This is a genomic window from Curvibacter sp. GW821-FHT09D12 (assembly GCF_059416245.1).
Genome location: NZ_JBWKOU010000035.1, coordinates 1 through 17,435 on the forward strand (window position 1 = coordinate 1; position 17,435 = coordinate 17,435).

At 66.9% G+C, this 17,435-nt stretch carries 14 protein-coding genes; 10 read left to right on the plus strand and 4 right to left on the minus strand.

The genetic code is table 11. The annotated features are described in order from the left end of the window. Positions 1–238: 238 nt before the first annotated feature. Complete coding sequence (locus AC07PT_RS28650; protein WP_494658935.1) at positions 239–1,252, minus strand: fumarylacetoacetate hydrolase family protein; 1,014 nt, start codon at positions 1,250–1,252, stop codon at positions 239–241. A gap of 120 nt (positions 1,253–1,372) precedes the next feature. Here AC07PT_RS28650 and AC07PT_RS28655 point away from each other — a divergent pair, with 120 nt between their 5' ends. Beyond that, positions 1,373–2,527, plus strand: a complete 1,155-nt coding sequence (locus AC07PT_RS28655) for a DUF3108 domain-containing protein (protein ID WP_494658936.1) — start codon at positions 1,373–1,375, stop codon at positions 2,525–2,527. Between the two features lie 108 nt (positions 2,528–2,635). Next, positions 2,636–2,920 carry a BTH_I0359 family protein gene (locus AC07PT_RS28660; RefSeq protein WP_492350573.1) on the plus strand — a complete coding sequence of 95 codons (285 nt, stop codon included), beginning with the start codon at positions 2,636–2,638 and terminating at the stop codon, positions 2,918–2,920. A gap of 19 nt (positions 2,921–2,939) precedes the next feature. Here AC07PT_RS28660 and AC07PT_RS28665 read toward each other — a convergent pair whose 3' ends face one another. Continuing rightward, positions 2,940–4,022, minus strand: coding sequence for an AbrB family transcriptional regulator (locus AC07PT_RS28665; protein ID WP_492350574.1), 1,083 nt, complete (start codon positions 4,020–4,022; stop codon positions 2,940–2,942). An 87-nt stretch (positions 4,023–4,109) separates the two neighbouring features. Between AC07PT_RS28665 and AC07PT_RS28670 the strand changes: the two genes are divergently transcribed. Next, positions 4,110–4,967: a ChaN family lipoprotein gene (locus tag AC07PT_RS28670; RefSeq protein WP_492350575.1), complete on the plus strand. Its 858-nt coding sequence runs from the start codon at positions 4,110–4,112 to the stop codon at positions 4,965–4,967. 17 nt (positions 4,968–4,984) lie between these two features. Here the strand turns inward: AC07PT_RS28670 and AC07PT_RS28675 are convergent, their stop codons facing one another. After that, positions 4,985–6,265: an ATP-grasp domain-containing protein gene (locus tag AC07PT_RS28675; RefSeq protein WP_494658937.1), complete on the minus strand. Its 1,281-nt coding sequence runs from the start codon at positions 6,263–6,265 to the stop codon at positions 4,985–4,987. Positions 6,266–6,401: 136 nt separating this feature from the next. Here AC07PT_RS28675 and AC07PT_RS28680 point away from each other — a divergent pair, with 136 nt between their 5' ends. After that, entirely contained in the window at positions 6,402–7,589 is a 1,188-nt protein-coding gene (locus AC07PT_RS28680) for an NAD(P)-binding domain-containing protein (protein WP_494658938.1), read from the plus strand. 38 nt (positions 7,590–7,627) lie between these two features. Here AC07PT_RS28680 and AC07PT_RS28685 read toward each other — a convergent pair whose 3' ends face one another. Beyond that, positions 7,628–8,188 (minus strand): redoxin domain-containing protein, encoded by a 561-nt coding sequence (locus tag AC07PT_RS28685; protein WP_494658939.1) that lies wholly within the window; start codon positions 8,186–8,188, stop codon positions 7,628–7,630. A 239-nt stretch (positions 8,189–8,427) separates the two neighbouring features. On the opposite strand from AC07PT_RS28685, the gene purU reads away from it, so the two are divergent. From purU to AC07PT_RS28715, 6 genes are all read left to right on the plus strand, one after another. Next, positions 8,428–9,276: a formyltetrahydrofolate deformylase gene (purU, locus tag AC07PT_RS28690; RefSeq protein WP_494658940.1), complete on the plus strand. Its 849-nt coding sequence runs from the start codon at positions 8,428–8,430 to the stop codon at positions 9,274–9,276. A 38-nt stretch (positions 9,277–9,314) separates the two neighbouring features. Beyond that, the gene (locus AC07PT_RS28695; protein WP_492350580.1) at positions 9,315–10,217 is read left to right on the plus strand and encodes a LysR substrate-binding domain-containing protein; all 903 of its coding nucleotides are present in this window, start codon (positions 9,315–9,317) and stop codon (positions 10,215–10,217) included. Positions 10,218–10,867: 650 nt separating this feature from the next. Further along, entirely contained in the window at positions 10,868–12,556 is a 1,689-nt protein-coding gene (locus AC07PT_RS28700) for a long-chain-fatty-acid--CoA ligase (protein WP_492350581.1), read from the plus strand. A gap of 62 nt (positions 12,557–12,618) precedes the next feature. Next, positions 12,619–13,437 carry an esterase/lipase family protein gene (locus tag AC07PT_RS28705; RefSeq protein WP_494658941.1) on the plus strand — a complete coding sequence of 273 codons (819 nt, stop codon included), beginning with the start codon at positions 12,619–12,621 and terminating at the stop codon, positions 13,435–13,437. 81 nt (positions 13,438–13,518) lie between these two features. Continuing rightward, positions 13,519–15,462, plus strand: coding sequence for a wax ester/triacylglycerol synthase family O-acyltransferase (locus AC07PT_RS28710; RefSeq protein ID WP_494658942.1), 1,944 nt, complete (start codon positions 13,519–13,521; stop codon positions 15,460–15,462). Positions 15,463–15,686: 224 nt separating this feature from the next. Beyond that, positions 15,687–17,189: an FAD-linked oxidase C-terminal domain-containing protein gene (locus AC07PT_RS28715; RefSeq protein ID WP_494658943.1), complete on the plus strand. Its 1,503-nt coding sequence runs from the start codon at positions 15,687–15,689 to the stop codon at positions 17,187–17,189. Positions 17,190–17,435: the final 246 nt, after the last annotated feature.

The following is a 17,435-nucleotide window of genomic DNA, read 5'->3' on the forward strand; positions in this document are numbered from 1 at the left end:
TGGCGCGAGCAGCGCAGGGAACCACGAAGTGGCCCTGACTTCGGGTCGCCTTTCTTTGGGGTACTTTGCTTTGGCGAGACAAAGAAAAGTGCCTCGGCCGCCGGGACGAATCCCCGGCCTCCGCCCTCAACAAAAGAGCAGAACCACCAGAGCGCAGCGGCAACACAAAGCCCCCAACGCACGGGCAGCGCACAAGCCCCCCTATTCCAACAACAGCCCATCCAAGCAGACCGCCAGGTCAGCCCTCCGCCTCCACCACCTTCTGATCAATCGCCCCAAACAGGCTCTGCCCATTTCGCCCTTTCATCTCGATGCGAATGGAGTCCCCATACTTCATGAACCCCGTGCTGGGCTGCCCGTTCTGGATCGTCTCGATGCAGCGCTTCTCGGCAATGCAGCTGTAGCCCTTGGGCCACTCGGTGTGGCCCTTGGCGTCGGTCACGCCCTGGTTGCTCACCGTGCCGCTGCCCACGATGGTGCCCGCACGCACGTTGCGGGTCTTGCAGATGTGGGCGATCAACTGGCCGAAGTGGAAGGTCATCTCGGGGCCAGCCTCACACTGGCCCACCTTGCGGCCGTTCCAGGTCGATTCCAGGGTCAGGTGGACGCGGCCCTGTTCCCAGGCGTCACCCAGTTCGTCGAGGGTGACCGCGACCGGGCTGAACGCGGTGGCGGGCTTGCTCTGGAAGAAGCCGAAGCCCTTGGCCAGTTCGGCCGGGATCAGGTTGCGCAGCGACACGTCGTTGGCCAACATCACCAGGCGGATGCCATCCAGGGCTCGGTCGGGTGGCGTGCCCATGGGCACATCACCGGTCACCACAGCGATCTCGGCTTCAAAATCAATGCCGAAGTCTTCGCTGGGCACCACCACATCGTCGCAGGGACCGATGAAGTCATCGCTACCACCCTGGTACATCAGCGGATCGGTGTAGAAGGTGGCAGGCACCTCGGCATTGCGTGCCTTGCGCACCAACTCGACATGGTTGAGGTAGGCCGACCCATCAGCCCACTGGTAGGCCCGCGGCAGGGGGGCCATGCACTGGGCCGGGTCAAAGGGAAAGGCGTGGCGGGTCTTGCCCTGGTTGAGCTGCTCGTAAAGGTCCTGCAACTGCGGGGCCAGGAAGTTCCAGTCGTCCAGCACCTGCTGCAATCGCGTGGCAATGCCGGTCGCATAATGCGCGGTGCCCAAATCTCGCGACACGACGACCAGTTGGCCATCACGCGATCCGTCTTTGTAGGTGGCGAGTTTCATGTTGAGTGGGGCTCCGGCGTTGGGGGTTGAAGGGGGCTGAGGGCCTTTTGCAAGCACCCACGGCGCCGGCCCAGGACGCGTGGTTCAATCGGTTCAAGCCAAGGAAAGCAGCGGATTCTAGTGCGCACGGAACAGCAACATGCCAGCAGTCCAGCCCCTGCGCGGCACCGGCCCGAACGCAGTGGCCCCTCACGCCGGGCCCTGATCGGCCTCACAGTGCTGGTGCTGGCCTTGCACGCCGCGCTGCTTTGGCAGGGTCGCAGCCTGCTGCCGGCGGGCGACGGGCCAGGCACCCGGGTGGCCGCCCTGCCCTTGCCCGTGTTCAGCACGCGGCGGGTGGAGGTGTCGGCCCCGGTGGCCCCCCCGGGCGCGACGGCACGCCCGCCCCGGGTGGTTCGGCACCCGCCCCGCAGCATCCCCGCGCCCCAGTCCACCAGCCCCGTGACCAGCGACACCCGGCCAGACCCGGCGGCCACCTCGCCCGAATCCCTCAGTGATGTCCCGGCCCCGGCCCAGGAGCCCGGCCCCGTCGCCGCGGCCCCCCCCCTGCCGCCGCTGGTGACCGGGCCGGAATCCCCCCCTGTGGCCAAGGCCCCCGAGGTCAGCCCGGCCACCGCCGAGCAACGCACCCTGAGCGTGAAGGTGCCCCCACCGATCCGCCTGAGCTATGCGGTCAAGGCCGAGGTCAAGCACCTGAACTACCAGGCCAACGGTGAAATGAGCTGGACCCACGACGGAAGCCAGTACGAGGCGCAGGCCTCGGTCAAGATGTTCCTGATCGGAGGGCGCAGCCAGACCAGTCGGGGCCGCATCACCTCAGCCGGTCTGGCGCCAACCCGTTTCGGCGACAAGGTACGCAACGAGCAGGCGGCGCACTTTGATGCCGAACAGGGCAAGGTCACCTTCAGCGCCAACACCCCCGACGCGGTGTTGCTGCCCGGCATGCAGGACCGCCTGAGTGTGTTCATGCAGCTGGCCTCGCTGGTGGCTGCCGACCCCACCCAGTTCGGCCCTGGTACCCGCATCACCGTGCCCACGGTGGGTCCACGCGATGCCGAAACCTGGGTGTTCGTGGTGGACGGCCCCGAAGAGCTGGCCCTGGCCCAGGGCCCACTGCCCACCCTCAAGATCACACGCGCCCCCCGCACCGAGTTCGACACCCGCGTCGAGCTGTGGCTGGCCCCAGGCATCCACTACCTGCCGGCGCGCATCCGCATCACGCAGTCGCAGGGCGATTTCGTGGATCAGCAGCTGACCGGTGTGCTCAAGCCCTGAAGCCGGCCCGGGTGTTGCTGAAAACCCGCAGCGCCCACGGATTTACGCAGATCTTGAAACTGGCACGGTCATTGCCATCTACCATGGGACTCAGAAGGAATCCATCTCATGCAAATGCTCTATGACTCCGACTCCTTTGTGGTGGTGCACCTGGTGCCCGACTTGGACCTGACACCCACGACCCAGCCGCCGTCCGGGCCGCAACTGGCCCGCCATGGCTTCGAGATCGTGGACAAACGCTCGGGCAAAGAGGTGTACCTCGACGGCTCGTGGGCCGAGATGTTCCAGCAGATCATCCTGGGCTGGCAGCTCAACGCCCCCACCGAAGAAGAAGTGGAAAACACGCTCGAACGCTACTCCGGCCTGGCCCAGAACCCGGTGCTGGTGCACTGAGGCCCTGGCCTGAGGCAGCTCAGGCCCTGCCGGGTACCCAGCGCCGGCACAGGGCCCGGTATAGCGGCTCGACCAGCAGCAACACGGCCACCAGGCGGCACACCTGAAAGGCGGTGACCACCGGCACGCCCAGTTGCAGCACCTTGGCCGTGATCGACATCTCGGCAATGCCGCCGGGTGAGGTGCCCAGCACCATGGTGGCTGGGTGCAGGCCGGTGGCCCAGCCCAGCACACAGGCAAAGCCGGCACACAAGAACACCATGGCCAAGGTGCCCAGCACCACCGACGCCATCCAGCGCGGTGCCGTGTGGATGAATCCCGGCGTGAAACGCACTCCCAGGCTCACCCCGATCACCATCTGCGCCGCGTTCGACATCCACTGCGGCACCGCCGACAGCGTGTGACCTGACATGGCGATGGCCGCAGACACCACCAGCGAACCCAGAAACCACGGATTGGCGCGCCCCAGCCGATGCATGATCAGTGCGCCCACCCCGGTGGCCGCCGCCAGCCCGGCCAGCCCTGCCGGATTGACCACCCGCGCCGCGCTGGACACCTGATCCAGCCCATGCAGTCCACTGAAGGTGAAGGCAAAGGGGATCAACACCGTGACGATGACCAGCCGCAGCGAGTGGCTGGCCGCCACCAGTTCGGTGCGGGCCTGGGCTCGCTCCGCGAGCAAGGTCATCTCGGAGGCGCCACCGATGGCGCCGGCAAAAAAGGTGGTGGCCCGCAACGCGGGCTCGTCCAGCCCGCTGAGCAAGGCCCGGTTGCGCAGGCAAAGCCATTGCCCAAAGGCCCAGCCCAGGCACAAGGCCCAGGCAATGCCGAGCGCAATGGCCCACCACAGCCCCAGCACCAGCGAGGTGACCTCGGGCGTGAAATACAGGCCCAGCGCCGCGGCAATCGTCCACTGCCCGAGGTTGCGCAAGGGGGCCAGGCTCAGCGCAGGCAGGCCCACCATGCTGGCGGCAGCCACCGACAAGAGCGGCCCCAGCATCCAGGGCAGAGGGATGTGCACGGCCACAAAGGCTTGGGCGATGAGCCAGGCCAGCAGCAGGGTCAGCGCGGCGCGCAGCGCGTCGGATAGGCGGGTGGGCATTCAGGCAGACAGGCAGAACAGGGGCCAAACCCGGCAAGGCCCCAAGGCCATGCCCGTGCCTCGCCAGAGTCGGGATAGTATGCGCGCATGCGTGTTTTCCCTTGTCTTGAACGCCCTCGCATCCGGGCATGGCTGGCTTGCTGCTTTGCCATGGCCGCCTTGCTGGGCTGCGCCAGCCACTCGTCCGACTTGCCCGCGCGCCAACTCTCCAGCCTGTTGCCCGCGGATGTGCTGCTGCTGGGCGAGCAGCACGATGCCGCCGCCCACCACCAATGGGAACGTCAGGTGGTGGAAATCCTCGCGGTCCAAAACCGCTTGTCTGCCCTGCTGCTTGAGATGGTTGACCAGGGCCACGACACCCGGGGCCTGCCCCGCCAAGCCAAGGAGGCCCAGGTCAAGCAAGCGCTGCAATGGAACGATGCCGGCTGGCCCTGGGCCGACTATGCACCGGCCATCATGGCCGCCGTGGAAGCCGGGGTGCCGGTGCTGGGGGCCAACCTGCCCCGGGAGCGACAGCGACCCGCGATGAAAGACATGAGCCTGGACCTGCGCCTGCTGCAGCCGGCGCTGGAGCGCCAGCGCGCCGCCATCCGGGACAGCCACTGTGGCCTGCTGGACGAAGCCCAGGTGGCCCCCATGACCCGCATCCAGATAGCGCGCGATCTGGCCATGGCCCAGGCCGTGCTGAAGGCACCACGCCCGCCCGGTCGCACGGTGCTGCTGCTGGCAGGCGCCGGCCATGTGCTGCGCCCGGTGGGCATTCCGGCGCACCTGCCTGACGAGTTGAACACCCGCGTGCTGGTGGCGGCGGTCGAGGGCAGCCCGGTGGCTGATGCCTTGCGCAGCCCGAGCGGAGCGGCAGAAACCGATCTGCTGTGGGTCAGCCCGCGCCAGCCCGAGCGCGATCACTGCAGCGAGCTGCGCCGACGCATGCAGCTGAACTGAATCCCCGGCCGGGGTCGTCAGGCCGGGGGCGGCGACTGATCGCTCGGCGATGCGCCGTTGGCCGGCGGCACCGGCCCGAGCCCAGGTGGATCTTCATAACGCACGCGGCTCACGGCTCTGGGCGGGCGCAGCCGGGTCTGCAGCCGGTAAGTCCACAAACGCCGCGGCCAGGGCGGATCGGCCAGGGCCTGGACCAGGGCAGGCTGGCCGTTGGGCACATCGTGCTCGCCCAGCGCCTGACCCAGGGGCACCTGCGGGAACAAGGACACCAGGTCGTTGGTCAGTGCCTGCCGCACGGCCAGGGGCGAGTGACCACGCAGGCGAGCCGCCAGCGCCGCAGCCAGGCTGGGTTGGTCCTCCCAGGCCAGATGCGCCGACTGGGTGCAACGCGGATTGAGCTCGATCAGCCAGGCGCGATCGCTGTCCTTCTCAAGCATGAAATCCAGACCATGCAGGCCCGTCAGTTGCAGGTGGGCACACAGCCGCCGCGCGGCCGCCTCCATGCCCGGATGGCGGATGCGGCGCACCACCGTGGCATGGCCCGTGGCACCGTGGGTCTCCACCGCCGCCAGGGACACCAGGGCCAGCACCCGCCCCTGCTCACACAGCATCAAGGTGTTGGCAGGCCGCCCCTCGATGTAGCGTTGCACCAGCACCTGGCCACGCCCTGGCAGGCGCCGACTCCACCAGGCCAGGGGGTCACGCTCGACCAGCAGCCGGCGCCACAGCGAGCGCCAGCGCAGTGAGCGGGAGAATGCCCGGCAGGCCTCCTCTGCCTCGGCCAGGTCATTCACGACCCGCACGCCGGCGCCACCAAAGCTCAGATCCCGCTTCAGCACGCTGCGGCCATGGCCTTCGCGGAACCAGAACAGCAGGTCCTGGGGGGAGTCCAGGTGGCGGTGCTCCGGCACATCCAACCCCAGCGATTGGGCCGTCACCAGCAATTGATGCCGCTGCAGCAGCGTGGCGTGCGCAGGGGCCGGTCCGATGGACTGCTCGATCAGGTGACGCAGGACCGGCACCTGCTCATGCAGGGTGATCAACTGTGCCACCACCTCATCGTCGCAGGGCAGGATCATCCGGTAGCCGTGCCCGGGCCCCAGCACGGCGCGCAGGCTGCCCAGGGAGTCTCGCATCGCAAAATGCCAGCAGCGCCCCAGGCCGGGCACCTGCAGCACGGGATGGCCGGTTGGGCAAAGCACGTCAACCCGGCAACCCTGTTGAACCAGGGCCAGGGCCAGACGGGCCGCTGCAGGCCACCATTTGCCGGTGACCAGCAGGAGGGCAGGTTTTTTCAAGGTGACGGGGCTCCCTGGGCGAAGACCGCCGAAGCCGGCGATGCATGCGCGTTGATGTAAGAATGTGTTAATAAAATTATAAAGATGACCACCGGCCTTGACTGGGCCGAGACACCAACAGCCTGAGGGAGTTCGCTTGAGTTCAGCCACCGATATCGACATCGCCATACTGGGTGCCGGCCCCTACGGTCTTTCTCTGGCCGCCCACCTGCGCCCTACCTCAAGGCGAATGAAGGTTTTCGGTCGGACCATGTCGTTCTGGCGGGATCACATGCCCCAGGGCATGTGCCTGAAGTCGGACGGTTTTGCCTCCAGCCTGTCGGCCCCGGGCCAGGGCTACACCCTGCAGGCTTGGTGCCAAGCCCAGGGCGTGCCCTATGCCGACATGGGCCTTCCCGTCACGCTGGAGACGTTTTGCGACTATGCCGAAGCGTTCCAGCGCAAGCTGGTGCCCGATGTCGACCCGACCCTGGTGCAGTCGGTCACGAAGAATGGCGACCATTTTTCGCTGACGCTCCCCGACGGAAGCACCGTGCAAGCCCGCCGCGTGGTGGTGGCCACCGGCATCAAACCTTTTGCCTACATCCCCGAGGCCCTGCGCAACTTGCCGGCCAGCCACCTGAGCCACAGTTCGAACCACACCGACTTGAGCCTTTTCGCGGGCCGCCATGTGGCGGTGCTGGGCGGCGGCGCCTCGGCGGGTGACACGGCCGGGCTGTTGCAGATCCACGGGGCTCAGGCTGAACTGGTGTCACGCCACCCGGTTCGCTTTCACAACCCGCCGGCGGGTCCGCGCTCGCTGGCGCAACGCCTGCGCCAGCCAGACTCCGGCCTGGGCCCCGGTTGGAAATCGTTCATGTGCACGCAATTCCCACAGGTGTTTCACGCCCTGCCGGAGTCACTTCGATTGCGCGCGGTCGAGCGCCATCTGGGGCCGGCCCCGGGCTGGTTCATGCGAGACCAGGTGCTGGGCAAGCTGCCGGTGCACGCGGGCTGGCAGTTGCGCTCAGCCGCCCTGGAACAAGGCCAGGTGGTGCTGGAGTTTCTGGCTGGCGATGGCAGCCAGCCCCGCTTGCGGGTGGATCATGTGATCGCGGCCACCGGCTACCGCAGCGACCTGGATCAGCTGGATTTTCTGGCCCCGTCGCTGCGCGAGCGCATCCGCACGGTGGCCCGGACACCCGTGCTGGACCGCAACTTCCAGTCGTCGGTACCCGGCCTGTACTTTGCCGGGGCAATCGCCGCCAACAGCTTCGGCCCCTTGCTGCGGTTTGCGTACGGCGCTGACTTTGCTGCCCGCCGACTGGCTCGGGCGCTGGCCTGAGCCCTGCCAGGGACCGAGCCCTGCCTCGGTGCCCCCCCTCAGTCCTGGAGGCGGGGCAGGATCTCGTGGCGGATCACGTCGAGGGTGAGGGGCCCCGAGAACTGGTACACGATGCGCCCCTGCGGGTTCAGCACCCAGGTCTGCGGGGGTTTGCCACTGCCCAGGCGGCGCTGCAACTCGCCATCGGTGTCCACCAGGGTGGTCCAGTAGGGATTGCCGAAGTAAGCTAGGTAGTTGACGGCGTCCTGGCTCTTGTCGCCGCCATTCAGGCCGATCAGTTGTTCAGCACGGCCGTCGGCCCTCAGGGTGGCCGCCAGCGCCAGCATATTGGGCGCCTCTTCGCGGCAAGACAGGCACCACGATGCCCACAGGTGCACCACGCGCGCCTGCCCACGCCACTGGGCCGGGCCCATGCGGGCCGCATCGGCCAGTTGCGGCAAGGCCAGTTCGGGCCAGGCCGGGGCCTGAGCGGACGCCTCCTGGGCCTGCCAGGATTTGCGCAACAGGTAGCCGCCAGCCACCAGAAGCAACAGCACCAGCAGCCCAATGCCCCAGCGCACACGATGCGCTGTCGATGAAGTTTCAGAGTCGTTGCTCATCACATGTTCTCCTTTGCGGCGCCCTCTCGTCGGCCTGGCCCAGCCCGGTCACCCGGGGCCGGCCAGCTTCAGAGCCTGCAGCGCGCTGGCAGGTATTTTGTATTTTCGGATCAGATCAAAGCAGTGGTCATCCCCTGACGCCATGAGCCTTCCCAGGCCGATCGGTCACGTGGGCGTCCAAAGCCACACATACCCGCTCATCGTCACGCCCGGTCGAGTGCTGCGACAATCCGGGGGTTATGACCAAAGCCTACATTCTCACCCTGTCCTGCCCCGACCGAACGGGGATTGTTCACGCCGTGTCCGGTTTCCTGCTCGAACGGGGTGGCAACATCGAGGAAGCGGCGCAGTACAACGACCCGGCCACCGGCCTGTTCTTCATGCGCGTTCAATTTGCCTGCGAACAGCTGGGCTACGACGAGCTCAAGGGCCAACTGACCCCGTTTGCCGACGGGTTTGCCATGAAATGGAGCCTGCACGCCACCTCCGAGCCGGTGCGCACCGTGCTGCTGGTGAGCAAGGAGGGCCATTGCCTGAACGACCTGCTGTTCCGCTGGAAGTCGGGCCTGCTGCCGCTGGACATCCGCGCCATCATCAGCAACCACCGTGAGTTCTACCAGTTGGCGGCCAGCTACAACGTGCCCTTCCACCACATCCCGGTGACCGCCGCCACCAAGGCCCAGGCCGAAGCCCGCCAATTCGAGATCATCGAAGCCGAAGGCGCCGAGCTGGTGGTGCTGGCACGCTACATGCAGATCCTGAGCGACGACCTGTGCCGCAAGCTGGCGGGCCGGGCGATCAACATCCACCACAGCTTCCTGCCCAGCTTCAAGGGTGCCAAGCCGTACTACCAGGCCCATGACCGTGGCGTGAAACTGATCGGCGCCACCGCCCACTATGTGACGGCCGACCTCGACGAAGGCCCGATCATCGAACAGGACGTGGCGCGCGTGGACCACAGCCGCACCGTGGAAGACCTGACCGCCCTGGGCCGCGACACCGAAAGCCAGGTGCTGGCCCGCGCCGTGAAATGGCACAGTGAACACCGCGTCTTGCTGAACGGTCACAAGACCGTGATCTTCAAGTAAGCGCGCCCACCCGCCACGGCATCCGCGCAAGGAGCAGCATGGAAGACGAACGCCAGAGTGCGGCCAACGGCAAGGCCCAGCGGATTCCGCCCATCCAGTGCCTGCTCACCTTCGAGGCCCTGGCGCGCCTGCGCAGCGTGACCCAGGCCGCCGAAGAGCTGTGCGTGACCCCGAGCGCGGTGAGCCATCGGGTGCGCCAGCTCGAACAGATCATCGGCACCAAGTTGTTCGGTCGGGCCGACTTCTCGCTGACCACCGAAGGCAGCGAGTACCTGGCCCATGTGCGCGAAGGGCTGGACGCGCTGCAGAAGTTCCCGGGCGCCCCCGGGGTGAGCGGCAAGCGCAAGCTCAAGCTGGCCGTGACGCCCACGTTTGCGCGCTCCATCCTGATCCCGCGCCTGAAGCAGTTCACCGAGGCCTACCCCGAAATCGATCTGGCCCTGCACGTGTCGATCCCTCTGCTGGACGTGATCGCGGAAGACGCCGACCTGATCGTGCGCTTCGGCCCGGGGCGCTATGCCGATCTGGAGCACGTCAAGCTGGCGGGCGATGACGTGACGCCCTTGGCTTCGCCGACCTTTGTGCGCGAACACGGCCCCTTCGACCGGCCTGAGGATCTGGAAGGCGTGCCCCTGTTGCGCAGCCCGCTGGAACCCTGGCGTACCTGGTTCGCGGCCCACAACCTGGATTGGCCCGAGCCGGCCGAAGGCTCTCAGTTCAACGACGTGGGCCTGATGTGCGACGCCGCCTCGGCCGGCATGGGCGTGGCCCTGGTGCGGCTCAAGCTGGGCCGCCCCTGGCTGGAGGCCGGCACCCTGGTGCGGCTGTACGACCGCAATGTGACCAGCCCGCACGCGCACTACCTGTGCTGGCGCACCGGCTCGATGGACCGCTGGGAATGCGCGGCCTTCGCGGAGTGGTTGCGCAAGGCGCTCCTGTAGGCCCCCAAGGGGGCCGCAGGTCGCCTTGGGGCGGCCCGGCGCCGGCCTGACCTCTTCGTTTGAAGCCTGCCGTATCCAAAAGAAGGTTTGCGCCGTCCACCGTCGCACACCTTGTGTCGCTTGCGACCCCAAGCGGTCCTGACGGCCCCTCACTTCATGTCACGCCCGCGGGCGGCCGCGAGACGCGGGTGCTCTTCGGCCTGTTCCACCCGGTGCGGGCCCATCTCTTCACTTCTTGAGCGACCTGATTCCGCAGAAGGCAGGCTGTGACCTGGGTGCCCCCAGGCATGACCGGTCGCAAAAGCGCTGTGGGGCGGAGGGTTCAGGCCCTGACACAGGGGCTGACCGGCTCGGGCACGGCCAGGGTGGGCACGCCTGACCAGCGGTCATGGTCCCGCCGAGGGGCGGTTGGTGTCTGCGTTGACGGCCACAAGCAAGTCACCCCAAGAAAAACACTCTTTGAAACGCTTTCAAGCACTACCGGAACAATTATTTCTCATTTATTTCATATCTGATTTTTTATTACTTTCAACAGTTCTGTACGCGACACGAAGGGCCGGGGGGCTCGGGGAAATTGAGGGGCTGGCGTGGCCTGAACAGGGCTCTGCAGGGCCGACGCCGTTCATCGATTTTCTCCATGAGGTACCCCCATGAAAGCATTCCCCTGGATCGCGTCCTACCCCGAAGGGGCTCGCTGGGACATGACCTTGTTGCCACGGCGCATCGACCAGTTGCTGAGCGACGCAACCCGTCGCTGGCCTGACCAGACGGCGGTCGACTTTCTGGGCCGACGCATGAGCTACCAGGAGCTGGATCGCCGGGTCGATGAACTGGCGGCCGGTCTGCAGTATCTGGGCGTAGGCCCGGGCGTGCATGTGGGGCTGTACCTGCCCAACACACCGCACTATGTGGTGAGCTTCTTTGCCGTACTGCGCGCCGGCGGCACGGTGGTCAACTACTCGCCGCTGGATGCGCGCAACACCATTGCCCACAAGATCGAGGACAGCGAAACCGACATGCTGTTCACGCTCGATCTGCCGGCCTTGTACGGGCAGGTGCACGAGCTGCCGGGCCAGACTCGCCTGCGCCATCTGATCGTGGGCTCGCTGGACGACTTTGGCGCCGACGAAGCGGCCGCCAATGCCCACTTGCGACACGATGCCCCCTTTGTCCCCACCGAGGGGCCCCAGTTCTTGCGCTACGCGGCATTGTTCCGCCAGGGCGCCCGGCCGGTGCGCTCGGCAGGGGCTGGTGGGCTCGACGAGATCGCGGTGCTGCAATACACCGGCGGCACCACAGGCCACCCCAAGGGCGCCATGCTGAGCCACGCCAACCTGAGCGCGGCCACCGATCAGGCCGCCGAGGTCACCTCGCTGGGCGGCGCCCAGCTCAAACCGGGCCAGGAGCGGATTCTGGTGGCCCTCCCCTTGTTCCATGTGTACTCCATGGTGATCGACCTGCTGGTGGGCGTGAAACTGGCGGCCGAACTGGTGCTGGTGCTGAAGTTCGACCCCGGCCAGATCCTGCACGACATCGCCACCAAACGCATCAGCTGCTTTCCGGGCGTGCCCACCATGTTCACAGCCCTGGTCAACCACCCCGACGCATCGCGCTACGACCTGCATTCACTCAAGACCTGTGGCTCAGGCGGCGCCCCCTTGCCGGTCGAGCTGCTGCACCAGTTCGAAGCCCTGAGCCACTGCATGCTGTCCGAGGGCTGGGGCATGACCGAAACCAGCTCGATCGGCACCTTCACGCCCACCACGGGGCTGCGCAAGCCCGGCGCCTGCGGCATTCCCGCACCGCAAGTCGAGATCCGGATCCTGCGGCTGGGGGGCCACGACGAGCCCGTGCCCACAGGCGAAATCGGCGAGATCGTGATCGCCGGCCCTCAAGTGATGCAGGGTTACTGGAAGAACCCCGAAGCCACCCGCGCCAGCTTCACGGCGGATGGCTTCTTCCGCACCGGCGACGTGGGCCACCTGGACGCTGACGGCTTTCTGACCCTGGTCGACCGCAGCAAGGACATGCTTCTGTGCAGCGGCTTCAACGTCTACCCCCGAGTGATCGAAGAAGCCATCTACACCCACCCGCTGGTGCGTGAGGTGATGGTGATCGGGCAAGACGATCCCTACCGAGGCCAGTCACCCAAAGCCTTTGTCAGCCTGCGCCAGGCCGGCGATCAGTTGACGCTCGAAGAACTGCAGGCCCATCTGCGCGACCACCTGGGCAAGCACGAGATGGTGCAGGCCCTCGAGCTGCGCACCGAGCTGCCCAAGACTGCCGTGGGCAAGCTCTCCAAGCAGATGCTGCGCGATGAACTGGCACGCCGCCCATGAGCCCCCAAGCCATGCGCCCCGGCCCAGCCACCCACTTTCCACGTCACTTCTCAGGATTTCCTTTGCCGAACATCTTTTCCTGGCAAGCCTTGCTGTCGCCATGGTCCCCCCAACCCGTTGATGGCCCACCGCCAGCCTGGCTGGCCATGATCGAGGGGCGTGCCTTCATCGAGGCCAGCACCATCCCGCTGGCCCTGCCCTGGCTGTTGCAACGGGTACCGCGCGGTGATGGCCACGCCGTGCTGGTGATGCCGGGCCTGATGGCCTCCGACACCTCGACCCGCCCCCTGCGGCAATTTCTGAAACGCCTGGGCTACCAACCCCGTGGCTGGGGCCAGGGTCGCAACCTGGGCCCGCGCCCCGGCGTGCAAGAAGGCCTGCGTGAGCGCCTGCAGCAGATGCGCGACGACAGTGGGGGCAAGGTCAGCCTGATCGACTGGAGCCTGGGCGGCTTGTTTGCCCGCGAGCTGGCCCGCCAAGAGCCAGAGATGACGCGCCAGGTGATGAGCCTGGGCAGCCCGTTGTACGGCACGCCGGGGGCCGACTCAAACCCCCTGGTGTGGCAGATCTACAAGCAGTTCAACGAAACCCGCCCGGAACACATCAAGGCCTTCCGGGGTGACTGCGCCCCCCCCGTGCCCACCACCTCGATCTACTCGCGCGGCGACAGCGTGGTCGCCTGGGCCGCCTCGGTCGAGCACGACAGCGAAACGACTGACAACATCGAAATCAACAGCGCCAGTCACCTGGGCCTGGGCTTCCACCCCCTGGTCTGGTACGCGGTGGGCGACCGCCTGGCACAGACCGAAGACAACTGGCAGAAATTCACCCCACCCCCGCCCGAAAGCTGGCTGTTTCCGCGCCAGCGGGCCGCGCGCTGAAACCCACCGGATCCGTTCACCGGCGCCCCGAACGAAGCAAGCCCCCGTCCCCCCATCCAAACCATCATCCCGGAGACCCCCATGGACCATCTGAGCGGCCTAGACGCCACCTTTCTTCATGTTGAAAGTCCCGAAACCCCGATGCATGTCGCATCACTGCATGTGCTCGACCTGCCCGAAGGCTACCAGGGCGATTACTGCGAAGACGTGCGCCATCACCTGCAAGAGCGTCAGCACCTCGCCGACCTGCTGACACGCCGGCTGGCCCTGATGCCCTTCGACCTGTCCGACCCGGTGTGGGTACGCGACGACGACATCGACTGGGACTACCACGTGCGCCCCATCACCCTGCCCTCTCCGGGCAGCAACGCCCAGTTGCAAGCCCTGGTCGCCCGTCTGCACTCCTCGCTGCTGGACCGCAGCCGCCCCCTGTGGGAAGTGGCCGTGATCACCGGACTCAAGAGTGGCCAGGTGGCGCTGTACCTCAAGGTGCATCACTGCGGCATCGACGGGCAATCAGGCGTGGCCCTGGGCAACGCCTTGTTCGACCGCGTGGCGCACGGCCGGGTGGTGCCTGCACCGCTGCCACGCCCGCCGGCACGCCAGCGCGACCTGGGCGTGGCCGAACTGGCCGCCGCCGCCCTCAAGAACACCGGTCGCCAGTACCTGAAACTGCTGCGCATGACGCCCACCATGGCCCGTGCAGCCAAGACCGTGCTGCTACCCGCCCCGGGCGAGGACGGCAAGCGCAGTTGGCGCCTGCCGAAAAACCTGCAGTTGCTGGCACCCCGTACCCCTTTCAACGTCACGATCACCAACCAACGTTCTTTTGCAGCGCGCACCGTGCCGCTGGCAGAAGTGAAATACGTGGCCAAGCACCTCGGTGGCTCGGTCAACGACGTGGTGATGGCCACCACCTCGGGCGCGCTGCGCCGTTACCTGACCGAACTGGGCTGCCTGCCCGAAAAGTCCCTCACCGCGGCCGTTCCGGTCAGCCTGCGCACACCGGGCGACAGCAAATCCAACAACCAAGTGAGCATGATGGTGGTGCCCTTGTGCACCCAGGAGGGTGACCGCGCCCAGCGCTTCCACGCCATCCACGACGCGGCCCAGGCCAACAAGGGGGTGATGGGCCAGATCAAGGCGGCCATCCCCACCGACTACCCGATCTTCGCCGCCCCCTGGTTGATCTCGGGCCTCAACACCATGCTGGCGCGCTCCAAGCTCATCAACCAGTTGCCGCCTCTGGCCAATGTGCTGATTTCCAACGTGGCCGGCATCCAGGACAGCCTCTACTGTGCGGGTGCCCGCGTGGTCTGCTACTACCCCTTGTCGATCCCCACCCATGGCATGGCCCTGAACGTGACCGTGCAAAGCTACAACGGTCGGGTCGACTACGGCCTGATCGCCTGCCGTCAGGCGGTGCCCCAGATCCACGAACTGGCCGACTTTGTGTTGGAAGAGCACCAGCAGTTGCTGGCGCTGGCCAAGCAGGCCGAAGCCAACGGCGGCAAACCCGCGGTCACAGCGGCGCCGGCCAAAACCACAGACAAACCCGCGGGCAACGCGGCCGAAAGCCGCCAGAGCACAACGGCGGCGCCCGCCGACACGCTGCAGAGTGCTGCAAACGGGACTGCAAACGGGGCCGCAAACGGGGCCGCACCCAGTGCCTCGCCTGTGCCTGCCCCACGGCGCAGCAGGGCCTCGACCGCCAGCAAACCGGCAGCTGAATCCGGCCCTGCCGCCACGGCAACACGCCGGCGCACAACCGCGACCACGACCAGCCCGGCGGCCAAGCGCCGCAGCCCAGGCGCGGCGGCCGCGGCGGTGACGCCCGTCACGGCCGCGGTCAAACGCCCGGCCAGCCCCCGCAGCCGCGTGGCCACGGCCAAAGCCGCACCGACGGTGGGCACCGCAAAAGACACCGGGGTCAACCCAGGCGGCGCGGACGGCAACAGCAGCAGCAACAACAGCAGCACCTCACCCGCCCCGGTGACGGCAAGCGCTGCGACCAGCGCTGCGTAAGGCACCGTGAGGCGCCCTCTGAACTGAGCCTGCGGGCGCCCTGCCGCGCCCTCCGTGCCCTACCCGGCCCCCTGCCAGCCCGCTGGCCGGGGGCATTTTCTTCACGCATCGCTGAAAGAAACTTCATGGTTGGCGGCGGCGGTTTGGGCTTAAATTACCGGCTCTGGCCGCCAGCGTGCGTTGGTGTGCCTGCACGCTCACCAGAAACCGTCCGGATTCACGCCATGAACGCCACCTTGTCCGCGCCGACCACCGACCATCGCCACCGCGCCGAGCGCCAGGCCCAGGTGGTGGCCGCCCTGCAGGCCGTGCTGCCCGCCCACGCCCTGCTGTGGCACAACGAAGACACGGTGCCCTATGAGTGCGACGGCCTGACGGCCTACCGCGAGCGCCCGCTGGTGGTGGCCCTGCCCGAGACCGAGGACGAAGTGCAGGCCGTGCTGCAAGCCTGCCACGAGCTTCAAGTACCCGTGGTGGCCCGTGGGGCCGGCACCGGCCTGTCGGGGGGCGCCATGCCGCACAAGATGGGGGTCACGATGTCGCTGGCCAAGTTCAACCAGATCGTGCGCATCGACCCGGCCAGCCGAACGGCCGTGGTCCAGGGAGGGGTGCGCAACCTGGCCATCAGCGAAGCGGCGGCCCCCTTTGGCCTGTACTACGCACCCGACCCCAGCAGCCAGATTGCCTGCACCATCGGCGGCAACGTGGCCGAGAACTCGGGCGGTGTGCACTGCCTGAAGTACGGGTTGACCGTTCACAACGTGCTCAAGGTGCGCGGCTACACCATGGCCGGCGAAGCGGTCGAGTTCGGCAGTGACGCGCTCGATTGCCCAGGCCTGGACCTTCTGTCCATCGTGATCGGCAGCGAAGGCATGTTGGCCGTCACCACCGAGGTCACGGTGAAACTGGTGCCCAAGCCCCAACTGGCGCGCTGCATCATGGCCAGCTTTGACGACATGCGCAAAGCTGGCGATGCGGTGGCCGAGGTGATTGCCGCCGGCATCATTCCGGCAGGCCTGGAAATGATGGACAAACCCATGACCGCCGCGGTGGAAGATTTTGTGCACGCAGGCTACGACCTGAATGCCGAAGCCATTCTGCTGTGCGAGAGCGATGGCACACCCGAAGAGGTCGAAGAAGAAATCGGCCGCATGAGCGAGGTGCTGCGCCGCTGCGGCGCCACCGCGATTGCGGTGAGCCGCGACGAGGGCGAGCGCCTGCGCTTCTGGAGCGGTCGCAAAAACGCCTTCCCGGCCAGCGGTCGCATCAGCCCCGACTACATGTGCATGGACTCGACCATCCCGCGCAAGCGCCTGGCCGACATCCTGCTGGCCATCAGCGAGATGGAGAAGAAATACCAGCTGCGCTGTGCCAACGTGTTCCATGCGGGTGACGGCAACCTGCACCCGCTGATCCTGTTCGATGCCAACGACCCCGACCAGCTGCACCGCTGCGAACTGTTTGGCGCCGACATCCTGGAGACCAGCGTGGCCATGGGCGGCACGGTGACGGGCGAGCACGGCGTGGGTGTGGAAAAGCTCAACAGCATGTGCGTGCAGTTCAGCGCCGAAGAACGCGAGCAGATGCTGGGTGTGAAGCGCGCCTTCGATCCGCGTGGCCTGCTCAACCCGGGCAAGGTGATCCCGAGCAAGCACCGCTGCGCTGAATACGGCAAGGAGCTGGTGCGCGGCGGGAAGATCAAGCACCCGGATCTGCCTAGATTTTGACCCCCCCTGAGTCGCCTTCGGCGCCATCCCCCCGAGGGGGACGACACCAGCGGCCTGGCAAAGCCAGCTCCGCGGTGTCTGCTGGCGTGGCTTGCTCCGCAGCCTTTTGAACGGGAAAGCCCTTCTGGTTCAGGCGCAGCGCTTGATGCCCTGCTTCTGGGTTGCTCTCCAAATTCGACGCCCATGTGTTCACAGGAGACGACACCCGCGGCCTGGCAAAGCCAGCTCCGCGGTGTCTGCTGGCGG